Below are 13,070 nucleotides of genomic sequence, written 5' to 3'. Positions count from 1 at the left end.
GCGAACATCCCAGCACGCGGGCCACGCTCCGGCTGCGCCTCTACACAGCGCCGACCCCGTTGTGGCCTCTTTGCGGGAGCATGTCAAAGGAACGGAAAAACGTCTTCGGTATCACTATCTGTGGAGGGGGATAACACATGCGGCTGGCGACAAAACTTGTACTTGCATTTTCCGGAATTATTGTCCTTCTTTTGCTCATGTCCGGCGTGGCTTTCAAAAGCATTTCCGGCATGAACGTCAATGTAAACACGGTGGATACGGACATCATGCCCTCAGTGGTGGCCATCCAGGGCATGCAGCTAAACTTCTGGAGTGTGTGCACCAACCTTTCCGCCATGCTCCTGGCGCGGGACGTGAGCCGCGTGAGCGAGTACGACAAACGCAACAGCGACACTCTGGCCCAGATCAAAAAAAAGAGCGACGCGTTTCTGGACACCTTGGACGCATTCCCTCCGCAGGACGCAGCCAGAGCCAGAGAGATGCTGGACAAAATCAACGCCACCTCCGCCCGGATGGGCACGGTGCGCAAAGAGCTGACCCAACTGGCCCGAGGCGGCGACTTTGACGGAGCCTACAAAATTTTTGCCGAACAGTACCGCCCCCTTTTCAACAACATGATCCCCGTTTATGAGGATATCGTCGCCCAAACCACGGCCAGCTCCAAAAAACTGCTGGAGCAGGCCATCAGCGCGGGCAACAGCGCCAAGGTCACCTCCGTGGTGCTTTCGCTGGCGGCCATTGCCATCAGCATTGTGGTCACCTGGTTGCTGACCAAGAGCGTGGCCGCCCAGCTGGGCAAAGACCCCGGCGAGTTGCAGCAGATTGCCCAGCGCGTGGCGGACGGCGACTACAACGTGGACGACGGCAGCGCCAAACGCGGCGTGTACGCCGCCATTGTGGAAATGGTCCACGCGCTCAAGGAACATATAGAACAGGCCCGCCTGGAATCGGAAAAAGCCCGCGAACAGTCTGAAAAAGCCACCGAGGCCATGCGCCAGGCCGAGGCCGCCGGGGCCGAGGCCCGGGCCAAGACCGAGGCCATGCTCCACGCCGCCTCGCAGCTGGAGCAGGTTTCACAGGTGGTGAGCTCCGCCTCCACCCAGCTCTCCGCCCAGATCGAGCAATCCGACCGCGGCGCGCACGAAACCTCCCAGCGCCTGGGCGAGGCCGCCACAGCCATGAACGAAATGAACGCCACCGTACAGGAAGTGGCCAAAAATGCCGGCGCTGCCTCCAGCGCCTCGGCCGAAACCAAGGCCAAAGCCGAGGCCGGCGCGTCCATTGTCCAAAATTCGCTGCAGAGCATCAACGCCGTGCACCAGGTTTCGCTGGAGCTCAAAGACGATATGACGGAACTTAACGAACACGCCCAGGCCATCAGTCGGATCATGGGCGTCATCTCGGACATTGCGGACCAGACCAACCTGCTGGCCCTCAATGCCGCCATTGAAGCCGCCCGCGCCGGAGAGGCCGGCCGCGGCTTTGCCGTGGTGGCCGACGAAGTGCGCAAACTGGCCGAAAAGACCATGGCTTCCACCAATGACGTGGGCAATGCCATCAAATCCATTCAGGAAAGTACGGCCAAAAGCCTGGACAGCATGGATAAAGCCGTGGAGCAGGTCAACAGCGCCACGGACTACGCCAACCAGTCCGGCGCGGCCCTGCAGGAAATCGTCAGTACGGTGGAATCCACGGCAGACCAGGTCAACGCCATCGCCACGGCCAGCGAAGAGCAGTCCGCCGCCAGCGAAGAAATCAACCATACTCTTACCCAGGTCAACGACATGTCGCAGCAGACGGCAGAGGCCATGAGCGAAGCGGCCAAAGCCGTAAGCGACCTGGCCGCCCAGGCCCAGCGCCTGACGGAACTTATCGCCGACATGCGTCAGGGGTAAGCAAGCTCTTGCTATCAGAAAAGAAATCTTATACCTGAAGGGGGCGCGGGGGCATCCCCCGCGCCCCACACCAGCCAGCAACGCCGCGCTCGCGGCGTTTTTGTCACCGGCTTTGCGCCGGGCCATGCACCGCCCTTTCGGGCGGGGTGCCGCAGTCCCGCGGGCATGGCATTTCCCTGGGATTCTTGTCGCTTTTGCGCCTTGCCGCGCCCCCGCCGGCCTGTTGACGTCATCCCCCTAAAACGGACGCGCCGCAGGCCGGACGATGCGACCAGACATCCCCCATATTGCGTTGCGGGGACGCCCCCTCCCGCACGCCGAGGACTACCGCCATGTTGCGAAACTACACCATCTCTTGTCGTATCATCTGTCTTGTGGGCATGACCTTACTGTTCCTGCTCGTCATGGCCGGGCTTTCCTATCGCATGACGCAAACGGTCATCGACGAAGGCACGGGCCTGGGCCGGGAGCAGCTGCTGCACGCCCAGCGCGCCCGCATCAAGGACGTGACCCATTCTTCGGCCCAGGGCCTGGCCGCCCTGACGCAGGGCCTGCCGGAAGCAGCCCAACTTCGCATTATCACGGACTTTGTAGAAAAATCCCGTTTTGAGGACGACGGTTCAGGCTACTTCTACGTCTACAAGGGCACGGTCAACGCGGCCCACCCCACCCAGAAGCAGCTTATCGGCAAGGATCTGGGCCAGACCAAAGACAAAAACGGCGTCTACTATGTGCGGGAACTGAGCAAAGCCGCTGCCAAGGGCGGCGACTATGTGGACTTTGTCTTCCCCAAACCCGGCGAAGGCGACGTCTTTAAACTGGGCTACGCCGAAGCCGTCCCCGGCACGCCCTACTGGCTCGGCACCGGCGTGTACATCGACAATGTGGACAAAGAGGCGACCCGGTTGCGGAACACCATGCACAACATTTTCAGCAGCACTGTGCGCGCCTACGGCCTGGGCTTTCTGGCCGTACTGCTGCTGGTGGTGGTTCCCTTTTCTCTGCTGCTGCTGCGCTCCATCACCAGGCCCCTGGCCCAGGTGACGAGCCTTGCCCGCGCCGTGGCCGGCGGCAATCTGGACGTGGACATCCGCCCCACGGGCCGGGATGAGGTGGCTGTGCTGGAAGAAGGCCTGCGCGACATGGTCGGTAAGCTCAAGACCCTGATCCGCGAGGCGCAGCAAAAAAGCCAGGACGCCGACAACGCCGCCCATGCAGCCCAGACGGCCCAGACCGAAGCCGAACAGGCCGGCGCGGAGGCCCGCGCCCGCAGCGCCGCCCTGATGGAGGCCGCTAACCGGCTGGAAGAAGTGGCCCATGTGGTGAGCTCGGCCTCCACCCAGCTCTCGGCCCAGATTGAACAGGCCGACCGGGGCGCGGTGGAGTCGGCTCAGCGCCTGGCAGAAGCCGCCACGGCCATGAACCAGATGAACGCCACCGTGCAGGAAGTGGCCAGAAACGCGGCCGAGGCCTCCGCAGCCTCTGCCGAAACCCGCGAACAGGCCCGCTCCGGCGCGGATATTGTGGAAAAATCCGTGCTCAGCATTGGCCACGTGCACGCGGTTTCACTCAAGCTCAAGGACGACATGGGGCAGCTCAATGCCCACGCCCAGTCTATCAACCAGATCATGAGCGTCATCTCGGACATTGCGGACCAGACCAACCTGCTGGCCCTCAACGCCGCCATTGAAGCCGCCCGCGCCGGAGAGGCCGGCCGCGGCTTTGCCGTGGTGGCCGACGAAGTGCGCAAACTGGCCGAAAAGACCATGGCCTCCACCCACGACGTGGGCAAGGCCATTGCAGCCATTCAGGAAAGCACGGCCAAAAGCGTGGCCGCCATGGAAGAAGCCGTGAGCAATGTGGACCAGGCTACGGAGCTGGCCAACCAGTCCGGCCAGGCCCTGGACGGTATTGTGGAAAAGGTGGAAAGCACTGTGGACCAGGTGAACGCCATTGCCGCGGCCAGTGAAGAACAATCCGCCGCCAGCGAAGAAATCAACCGCTCCATTGAAACCGTCAACGAAATGTCCCGACAAACTGCCGAAGCCATGGATGAGGCCGCCAAGGCCGTAGCCGACCTGGCCGAACAGGCCCAACGCCTGGCCGACCTCATCCACGCGATGAAGCAATAGCGTCCCCGCCGCTCAGGCGCACAAGGCCGCCCCCGACAGCGTTCAACGCCGGGGGCGGCTTTTTATTGTTTGGGGCGGCAACTGCGGTGCGCCCAGCGCTAGAGTATTTAACACTTGAAATGCTCGCTTACGGCAGGCAAAAGCCTGCCTTCTCGCATTTCGTGGCAAGGATTTTCAAGAAAATCCTTGCAGAGCAATTAACTCATTTCATTCGTAAACTGCTCTAAGAGGTCAGGCGGACTGCAGTTCGGGCAGGGACGGCGCGGCAGGGGATCTGGCGGCGCGCGGTCGACCGGGGCAGACGGTGAGCAGGCCGTTTTCCTTGAGGCGACGCATGACGGCGGCACAGCGAAAAATGTCCTTCCCCACCAACTCGGCCTCTTCCAGAAGGCTCAGGCGGCCATCGGCATAGGCCAGCAAATCCATCATGAGGTTGACCTCCTCCGTACAGGAGGAAGCCGTGCTCAGGGTGGGATACAACCCCCGGCGGCCCAGCTGCGGCTCACAGAGCACCAGATTTTTGTAGACCACGTTTTCTTCCAGGGCCTCCAGAATCCTGCGCAGCATGGCGAAGCTCTCCTGCAAGCCCTTTTCCGTCACCAGGCTGCAGTCGTCCAGGGAGGTGTGGTACTCCGGATAGGCGTGGTACTTGCTGCGCATGACGCTGCACATGGGCAAATCTATGCCCGGGGCGCAATACTGGCGCTCGTCGCTGCAACGGTCCAGGAACGAATAACGGTTGCAGTCCGGCGCAAAATGCCGGAGCACGTGCAGGGCCGCCCTGTCCGCCAGGGTATCGCCCTTGCGGCTGGGCACAAAAGACCAGGCCCGCTCATCCCCCATGCAGGTGAGGTTAAAGGCCGCCGCCACGTTGCGGCGCAGGGCCTGATAGTGCCGACTCAGATACGTGATGGCGCCGATGGTTTCCGGCGCAAACACAATGCGGTAGGTGTAGCGGCGCGGCGCGGCGGCCAGCCACTGGGCCAAGGCCGTGGCCACCACAGGGCCGGAAAGCTCGTTGTTGGCCATGGAAGGATGGCAGACGTAGGTGGAAAGCAGAATCTCCTTCCGGCTGCGGCCGGGCAGGATCAGGTCCGCATAGGTCAGCGAACCCGGCTTCAGGCTGGAATGGATGACAGCGTGGTATTTGCCGGGGCGCAACCGCAGGCGCTGACTGTGCCGCAGGCAGAAACCCCAGCGGCGCACATAGTAGGAAGTGACGTAGGGGATGGCTTCGGGCTGCTCCGGCAGGGAGTGCAGGTGTTCCTGCAGTTCTTCCAGATCCAGAACCGCGTCCACGGGTTCGGAATAGCCCACCACGTGCAGGTTGCTGTCCGCAAAGTCGGCCACCACCTCGCCGTCGGGCCCCACAAGGCGGGCGTCCGTGATGTTCCATTCGTCGGGCACGGTCCAGTCAAAAACCTTGGCGCCCGATGGCACTTCATGAATGCGGAGCCCAGGGATCTCTTCCTGGATAAGGCGCAGCGTCTCCCGGACGCCGTTGCCGGTAATGCTCCGACAGATGGGGAAAAGCCGCGTAAGAAAATCGTGCAGCGTGGTGCGCATAGGAGGCTGTCCTTTCAGATGCCGTTGGCCGGAAATCGGCCCGCGCCGTGGGAACCGTCGACAAAAAAACAGAAAGTGCGACGCTTGTCCAGCGCCTTGTCTGCCCTTGCCGCTGGCGGCTTGGCGGGCGGCAAAAAAATTTTGCTCTGCCTCCCTGTGCGTTCTGCTTCCTGAACCTCCGGAAAATTTTTCCGCCCCCGGCTAAACCCCGGCCGGACCGTGCCGATAAGATTGCAAGAGGCGGTAGCACGCAAGGACGCGTCGGCATTTCGCGCCGCCCGGCACATGCAGCATTCAGGGAGGAATGTATGTATATCAATCACAACCAAATGGCCGCCAACGTGGCCAATACGCTGACGGAACACTACAGCAACCTGCAAACCTCAACCCAGCGCCTGTCCTCGGGCCTGCGCATCAACTCCGCGGCGGACGACGCCGCCGGCCTTGCCATCCGCGAGCTCATGCGCACAGACATCGCCGCCCTGCAGCAGGGCGTGCGCAACGCCAATGACGCCATTTCCCTTATCCAGACCGCTGACGGCGCCCTGGGCGTCATCGACGAAAAGCTGACCCGCATGAAGGAACTGGCGGAACAGGCGGCCACCGGCACCTACGACTCCACCCAGCGGCTCATGATCGACTCGGAGTACCAGGCCATGGCTTCGGAAATTACCCGAATCGCCAACGCCACGGACTTCAACGGCATCAAGCTGCTGGACGGCAGCCTGTCCAGCAGCACGCACGACGGCAGCGGCCTGGAAGCCACGGGCCAGCTGAAGGTCCACTTCGGCACCATGAACGACTCGGACGAGGACTACTACTACATCCAGATCGGCACAAGCACGGCCTCGGCTCTGGGTGTGGGCAACAGCGCCGTAGGCAGCTTGGCCTACACGGTTTCCACCCAGAATGCGGCCCAGAGCGCTCTGGTGGGCATCAACAACGCCGTGGTTTCCAAGGACGCCATCCGGGCGCATTTGGGCGCTTTGCAGAACCGGCTGGAAAACACCATCAGCAACCTGACTACCCAGGCAGAAAACCTGCAGGCGGCGGAATCGCGCATTTCCGATGTGGACGTGGCCACGGAAATGACGAACTTCGTGCGTAATCAGATCCTCACCCAATCCGCTGTGGCCATGCTTTCGCAGGCCAACAGCATGCCACAGATGGCGCTTTCGCTCATAGGCGGCTAAACGCCGCACGTGGGGAAGGACGCAAAGCCCACACAGGCCGCGCCGCCGGAGAGGGCGCGGCTACGAAAAATCCTGGTCCGCAAAAGCGGGCCAGGATTTTTCGTTCTTTGAACAAAACTTCCAAACCAAAAGCGCCCCCGCCAGAACGGCGGGGGCGCGCACGGGCCGGAGCGCTGGCCCGCGAGGAGGAGGATGTGCCGCAAAACGGCGGCTTTCGCGCTCCGGGGCCTGGGGTGGCCCCGGATGGGATGGGGGCCCGGAGGGCCGTTACGGCCCTCCCCGGCAGCCGGGGCGGCAGAGACCGCCCGGCGCTCAGGCCCTGGTGATTTCAATAGTTTTCGCCTCTGCCGCAGCCGGAGCCTTGCGCGGAATGACGACGCTCAGCACGCCGTTTTTGTGCGTGGCGGCAATGCTGTCCACATCGGCATCATCGGGCAGAGCCAGCACCCGCTGGAAGGAACCGTAGACTCGCTCCATAACATGCTGATTTTTATTTTCTTCCTCACTATCCCGTTTTTTCTCACCAGAAACGACCAAGGCGTTTTCACGCACTTCCACGGCAACATTTTCCGGCTCCACACCAGGCAGTTCCATGCGCAGGGTATAAGCCTTGTCGTCACTGGTCAGATCCATGTCGGGCAAGAGGGCATTTTCTGCCTTTTGGTGCCGCCAGAAGGGCAGCATCTCGTTCATGGCCTCCCACGGGGCCGCCATACCGTTGAACATGGCCTGAAAAATTTTGTCCATATCGTCCCTGAAGGGCGCTGCCGGGGCGATATTCTCGCGCGGCGCGAACCAACGACGGGGAAGACGCATTGTAGTGGCCATAATCATAAACCTCCTGTGCAAATCTTTCTATCCAATAGATAAAACAGAAGTTAGCTTCGTCAAGATGCTGTGGAAAAGTTTTGTATACCCGCAGCGCTGCCGCCAGGATTTTGACAATGCCCCAACGCAGGGCCGCGCGGCGTAACCGACTGCGACACAACAAAAAGAGACCGAGAAGCTGGCACGGATTCTGCTAGGTGTGCTGTGCAGGTTTGGGGGCAAAACTTGCCGTTGCGCCGCCACGAGCAAAACGACAACCGCCCCAGGTTTGGGACCGTCCACCCGCGCAACCGGCAGCGGAACCGGTAGAACGCGGGCGACACAACCCTACTCCCGGAGGGAGGAGGCCCGCCCTACGGCGGGCCGCAACGGCGGCAGTCCGCACGGAAGCGGACGCGCGCAGTGCGCCGCCGGGCTGACAGCACATTCAAGGAGGAATGTCATGTATATCAATCACAACCAGATGGCCACCAACGTGGCGAACACGTTGACGGACCACTACAGCAATCTGCAAACCTCAACCCAGCGTCTGTCTTCTGGCTTGCGCATCAACTCCGCGGCGGACGACGCCGCCGGCCTGGCCATCCGTGAGCTCATGCGCACGGATGTGGCCGCCCTGCAACAGGGCGTGCGCAACGCCAACGACGCCATTTCCCTCATCCAGACCGCCGACGGCGCCCTGGGCGTCATCGACGAAAAGCTGACCCGCATGAAGGAACTGGCGGAACAGGCGGCCACCGGCACCTACGACTCCACCCAGCGGCTCATGATCGACTCGGAGTACCAGGCCATGGCTTCGGAAATTACCCGAATCGCCAATGCCACGGACTTCAACGGCATCCACCTGCTTGACGGCAACCTGTCCGGCGACACACACGACGGCAGCGATCTGACCGCCACGGGCAAGATGAAGATCCACTTCGGGACCATGAACGACTCGGACGAGGACTACTACTACATCCAGATCGGCACGAGCACGGCCTCGGCTCTGGGTGTGGGCAACAGCGCCGCAGAAGGCAGCTTGGCCTACACGGTCTCCACCCAGAATGCGGCCCAGAGCGCTCTGGTGGGCATCAACGACGCCGTGGTTTCCAAGGACGCCATCCGGGCGCATTTGGGCGCTTTGCAGAACCGGCTGGAAAACACCATCAGCAACCTGACTACCCAGGCAGAAAACCTGCAGGCGGCGGAATCGCGCATTTCCGATGTGGACGTGGCCACGGAAATGACGAACTTCGTGCGTAATCAGATCCTCACCCAGTCCGCTGTGGCCATGCTTTCGCAGGCCAACAGCATGCCGCAGATGGCTATGCAGCTTATCGGCGGCTAGGGGCGTTTTTCCACGCCCCAGCTCCTGGCGGGCTGAGGACGCACGCCGCTCGCGACCTCACATATCCCCGAAGGCTTCCGCCCTTCGGGGATATGCCGGGGGTCAGGCCAGGGCCGTCAGGTCGTAGGCCGCACTTTCCACAATATCGCAAGGCAGCAACGCGCCCGGCCGCACGCCGGGGCCGCTCACATAGGTAATGCCGTCCGCCTCCGGAGCCTGAAACCAGACCCGGCCCCGGTGCAGGCCCGGCCATTCCGGATGGGGGGCGTCCACCAGCACGGGCAGGCGCGCGCCCACATGGGCGGCCAAAAGCTCCGCGCTGATGTCGGCCTGAATTTCCATAAGCGCCGCACGACGCTCCTCGCGCAGGGGCATGGGCACCTGCTCCGACAGTTGGGCGGCCGGGGTGCCCTCTTCTGCCTGATAGGCAAAAACCCCCACATGCTGCAGACGATTTTTTTCCACAAAACGGCACAGGGCTTCAAACTGCGCCGCGCTCTCGCCGGGGTAGCCTACGATAAAGGTCGTGCGCAGCACAGCTTCGGGCAGCTCTTCCCGCACCAGATCCAACACACGCTGCGGATCCTGGGCAAAAGGGCGGCCCATGCGCGCCAGCACCTGGGGGTGGGCGTGCTGCAGAGGAATATCCAGATAGGGCAGCAGGGGCGCGCCCCATTGCCGCAGCAGGCGCAGAAGCTCGCGGGTCACCCCGGTGGGATAGAGGTAGAGCAGCCGCAGCCAGGCCAGGCCGTCCAGCCCGGCCAGACGCTCCAGCAGCCGGGGAAGGCCGTCCTTGATACCCAGATCCAGCCCCCAAGAGGTCAGATCCTGAGCCACCAGGTCCAGCTCCCGCACGCCCTGCCCCAGCAAAACACGGGCCTCGGCCTCAATGCGTTCCGCCGGCAGGGATTTGAGCCCGCCGCGGATGGACGGAATGGTGCAGAAGGCGCAACGGTGGCGGCAGCCTTCTCCCACCTTGAGCCAGGCGTAAGAAGGCCCGGTGGAAAGCAGCCGCCCCCCGCCGGGCGGATCCGCCGGGGGCGGCGGCAGATGCAAGGCCTGCGCCAGCAGGGCGGGCCAGCGGGGCAGATCTGCCGTGGGCAGCCAAAGGTCCACCTCCGGCAGTTCCCTGGCCAGCTCGGCCGCGCCGTAGCGGCCCACCATACAGCCGCCCACGGCCAGCAGGGGCTTGCGCTTGCAGCGGCCCAAACATTGGGCGGCGTCCAGCACCGCCCGCACGGATTCGCGCACGGCCGGGGCGATAAAGCCGCAAGTGTTAATAAAAACCAGGCGCGCGCGGCCCATATGGGCGGCATGGGCAATGGGCACGCCCAGAGAACCCAGCAAGCGTTCGCTGTCCACCCTGTTTTTGGGACAGCCCAGGCTCAGGGACCAGACCTGCAACGGACGTGAAGGACGAAGAATAGTCATGGGGGCACTGTACAGAGCCCGCGCGCCCTTGTCACCCTGCCGGGACGCACTCCGGCGCGCTGCTCGCTCTTAATGAAAAAGCGCAAAGGGCAGCCCCCGTGCTCTGGTGGCGTCCGTCCGCGTTGGCGGCCGCCGGCGCACGCTTCGGACCGGGGCTCTGAACCGCAAGAGTTTGCCAAGCGGCGGGCTTGGTGATAGTAGAGTACTTTGATTCCCATAGCGGCATGTCGGAACCTCCTGCGCACCGTCGCTCCTGTGGGGCGAATACCTGCCCCCACGCCGCGCTGTTCGCCGTTTTTCGGTTCCGACGTCACAGCGCAAAAAGGTAAACCCGCAGCATGAAAACCCAGGCTGACGAATCCCTCCCTTGCGGCAGCAAGGCGCCAACCATGCCTTGTCTTACCGCCCAAAACATGACCTCGCACTGCTACGCTGGCGTGTTGCGCAGCGTATACGACGAAATCTTCGTGCTGGACTTTGCGCGCGACCAATGCCGCGAGCTCTACCGAAGCACCAATGTTTTTGAAACCCCTGCCATAAACAAAGGCCTTACCGCCCTGTTGGACGACGTCAGCGCCAACTACGTCCACCCTGACGACCGCGCCGCCTTTATCGCCCTGTTCAACCCTGAGACCTTGGACAGAATAGATGAAAAACGCGGCTTTGTGAGCGCCGATGTGCGCAAAAAATGCACAACAGGCGGCTACCGCTGGGCCCAGGTGATGCTTTTTCGCCTGCAGCCGCCCAATGAAGCGCAGCCGCTCTTTCTGGTGGGGGTGGAGGATGTGGAGGAACGCAAACGGGCCGCCGTACTGCAGCGCGAGAACGAAACTCTCCAGCAGCAAAAGCTGGACAGCCTGCGCTACAAGGCTGTAGTGGACCACACCCGCACCCTGGTCTTTGAATGGCGCGGCACGGAGCTCAACTACCTGAGCCACCGCATCCCGGAGCTGCTGGCCGGCAACTACGACGGCCGCATTCCCTTTGAGGTCTGGCGCGAAGACGGCGTGCTCTTTGCCGGCGACAACGCGGCCATGGACGCCTGTCTTTCACGGCTGGCCCTGGGCGTCAAATCCGGCGAAACCACTGTGCGCCTGCGGCGACGCGACGGCCAGTTCATCTGGTGCAAGGTGACCTACACGGCCCTGGCCGACGGCGAACCCGGCGACCGCTACATCGGCACGCTCAATGATGTGGACGCCATCACCCGTTCGGAACAGGCCCTGCGCCAGCGGGCGGAGCTGGACCCCCTTACCGGCGCCTACAACACCCAGACCTTTTTTGAAAAGGTGGAAAGCCTCCTCAAAAAAAATCCTGAAAATCCCTACGCCGTGCTGCGCTTCGACGTGGCGGGCTTCAAGGCCCTTAACGAGGCCTTTGGCCTGGAAGAAGGCAACCGGCTGCTGCGGGTTATCGCCCGCCTGGTGCGCCAACGCCTGGACCCGGAACGGGAGATCTTTGCCCGGCTCACTGCGGATGTCTTTGCCGCCTGCCTCACGGGCGACACGGACCGGCTGCTGCGCTTCATGCAGTCTTTGTCCCGTCGTCTGGAACACTATTCAGAAACGTTCCGGGTCAAGCTCTTTTTCGGCGTCTGCCAGGTAGAAAACCGCCGCACCCCGGCCCATGTGCTCTGCGACTGGGCCTACCTGGCGCAAAAAACCGTCAAGGGCAGCGACCTCAGCAGCTTTGCCTTTTACGACGACGCCCTGCGCAAACGACTGCACGACGAAACCTATATTACCGACCAGATGTACGCCGCACTGGAAAAACAGCAATTCAAGCTCTATCTCCAGCCCAAGGTGGAAATTTCCAGCGGGCGCATCATCGGGGCCGAAGCCCTGGTGCGCTGGGCCCACCCTACTGACGGCCTCATCCTGCCCGGCCGCTTCGTCCCCCTGTTTGAACGCAACGGCTTTATTGTACGGCTGGACGAATATATCTGGGACCAGACCTGCCGCACACTGCGCAGCTGGCTGGACAAGGGCTACCAGCCCATGCCCGTTTCGGTCAACGTTTCGCGCCTGCACTTTAACGACGCCGACCTGCCCAGCAAAATCATCAACCTTGTGGACTCCTACCACCTGCCCCACCACCTGCTGGAACTGGAACTGACCGAAAGCGCCTTCTTTGCCAATGAAACCGCCCTGATCCGCCTTATGTACGAACTGCAGGCCGCGGGTTTTGTCTTTTCCATGGACGATTTCGGCACAGGCTACTCCTCCCTGAGCACTATGCGCGACCTGCCCTTCAACATCGTCAAACTCGACCGCACCTTCATCAGCGACGGCACGGACAACGAACGCGGCCAGATTGTGGCCCGCAACACCATCGCCCTGGCCCGCGACCTGCAAATGCGCGTGGTGGCCGAAGGCGTGGAAACGCTGGAGCACGCCCGTTTTCTCCTCAACAGCGGTTGCAACTGCGCCCAAGGCTACTACTATTCCCGCCCCGTGGACACCCCGGAGTTTGAAGTGCTGAGCTTTGTACAGCAAAAAGCCTTCTGGGTGGACCCCAGCCTTGAAAAGGACGCCCGGCGGCTGGGTCTGCCGCTCAGTGAAGAGCGGCCGTACCGGGAGTATTAAGCAGAACTGTTCTATGCCGCCAATGCCCTGGCGACGGCGCGCCGACAACCGCCCGCTGCGGAGGCGTCAGCACACGTCATCTGCGCAGCTCTGCGCCGTAACGAGCGCGC

The 13,070-nt window shown here is 62.5% G+C and carries 8 protein-coding genes; 5 read left to right on the top strand and 3 right to left on the bottom strand.

From position 1 onward, the window contains the following. Positions 1 to 137 precede the first annotated feature (137 nt). Both J7I12_RS10585 and J7I12_RS10580 read left to right on the top strand, forming a co-directional pair. Positions 138 to 1,895 carry a methyl-accepting chemotaxis protein gene (locus tag J7I12_RS10585; protein ID WP_118229693.1) on the top strand — a complete coding sequence of 586 codons (1,758 nt, stop codon included), beginning with the start codon at positions 138 to 140 and terminating at the stop codon, positions 1,893 to 1,895. Between the two features lie 332 nt (positions 1,896 to 2,227). Then, complete coding sequence (locus J7I12_RS10580) at positions 2,228 to 4,027, top strand: methyl-accepting chemotaxis protein (RefSeq protein ID WP_288908079.1); 1,800 nt, start codon at positions 2,228 to 2,230, stop codon at positions 4,025 to 4,027. A gap of 231 nt (positions 4,028 to 4,258) precedes the next feature. Here the strand turns inward: J7I12_RS10580 and J7I12_RS10575 are convergent, their stop codons facing one another. After that, a complete protein-coding gene (locus J7I12_RS10575) occupies positions 4,259 to 5,593 on the bottom strand; it encodes a DUF4910 domain-containing protein (RefSeq protein ID WP_118229695.1) in 1,335 nt (444 codons plus the stop codon). A gap of 308 nt (positions 5,594 to 5,901) precedes the next feature. On the opposite strand from J7I12_RS10575, the gene J7I12_RS10570 reads away from it, so the two are divergent. Continuing rightward, complete coding sequence (locus J7I12_RS10570) at positions 5,902 to 6,786, top strand: flagellin N-terminal helical domain-containing protein (RefSeq protein WP_302413509.1); 885 nt, start codon at positions 5,902 to 5,904, stop codon at positions 6,784 to 6,786. Positions 6,787 to 7,098: 312 nt separating this feature from the next. Here J7I12_RS10570 and J7I12_RS10565 read toward each other — a convergent pair whose 3' ends face one another. Further along, positions 7,099 to 7,614, bottom strand: a complete 516-nt coding sequence (locus J7I12_RS10565; protein ID WP_118229752.1) for an Hsp20/alpha crystallin family protein — start codon at positions 7,612 to 7,614, stop codon at positions 7,099 to 7,101. A 442-nt stretch (positions 7,615 to 8,056) separates the two neighbouring features. Here J7I12_RS10565 and J7I12_RS10560 point away from each other — a divergent pair, with 442 nt between their 5' ends. Next, the gene (locus tag J7I12_RS10560) at positions 8,057 to 8,944 is read left to right on the top strand and encodes a flagellin N-terminal helical domain-containing protein (protein WP_302413511.1); all 888 of its coding nucleotides are present in this window, start codon (positions 8,057 to 8,059) and stop codon (positions 8,942 to 8,944) included. Between the two features lie 102 nt (positions 8,945 to 9,046). On the opposite strand, the gene rimO is transcribed toward J7I12_RS10560, so the two are convergent. Then, positions 9,047 to 10,375, bottom strand: a complete 1,329-nt coding sequence (rimO, locus tag J7I12_RS10555; protein WP_118229697.1) for a 30S ribosomal protein S12 methylthiotransferase RimO — start codon at positions 10,373 to 10,375, stop codon at positions 9,047 to 9,049. 389 nt (positions 10,376 to 10,764) lie between these two features. On the opposite strand from rimO, the gene J7I12_RS10550 reads away from it, so the two are divergent. Further along, positions 10,765 to 12,960, top strand: a complete 2,196-nt coding sequence (locus J7I12_RS10550) for a putative bifunctional diguanylate cyclase/phosphodiesterase (RefSeq protein WP_118229753.1) — start codon at positions 10,765 to 10,767, stop codon at positions 12,958 to 12,960. Positions 12,961 to 13,070: the final 110 nt, after the last annotated feature.

Origin of the sequence: Desulfovibrio diazotrophicus (genome assembly GCF_902498985.2) — a bacterium.
GTDB classification, from domain to species: Bacteria; Desulfobacterota; Desulfovibrionia; order Desulfovibrionales; family Desulfovibrionaceae; genus Desulfovibrio; species Desulfovibrio legallii.
Note: the sequence above shows the minus strand (reverse complement) of the source record. Positions and strands in the feature narration are given on the sequence as shown.

What these genes read in the sequence shown, in the direction of transcription:
- J7I12_RS10580 (WP_288908079.1), top strand. Translation starts at nt 2,228, where the DNA reads ATGTTGCGAAACTACACCATCTCTTGTCGTATCATCTGTCTTGTGGGC.
- J7I12_RS10565 (WP_118229752.1), bottom strand. Translation starts at nt 7,614, where the DNA reads ATGGCCACTACAATGCGTCTTCCCCGTCGTTGGTTCGCGCCGCGCGAG.
- J7I12_RS10585 (WP_118229693.1), top strand. Translation starts at nt 138, where the DNA reads ATGCGGCTGGCGACAAAACTTGTACTTGCATTTTCCGGAATTATTGTC.
- J7I12_RS10570 (WP_302413509.1), top strand. Translation starts at nt 5,902, where the DNA reads ATGTATATCAATCACAACCAAATGGCCGCCAACGTGGCCAATACGCTG.
- J7I12_RS10560 (WP_302413511.1), top strand. Translation starts at nt 8,057, where the DNA reads ATGTATATCAATCACAACCAGATGGCCACCAACGTGGCGAACACGTTG.
- rimO (WP_118229697.1), bottom strand. Translation starts at nt 10,375, where the DNA reads ATGACTATTCTTCGTCCTTCACGTCCGTTGCAGGTCTGGTCCCTGAGC.
- J7I12_RS10550 (WP_118229753.1), top strand. Translation starts at nt 10,765, where the DNA reads ATGCCTTGTCTTACCGCCCAAAACATGACCTCGCACTGCTACGCTGGC.
- J7I12_RS10575 (WP_118229695.1), bottom strand. Translation starts at nt 5,593, where the DNA reads ATGCGCACCACGCTGCACGATTTTCTTACGCGGCTTTTCCCCATCTGT.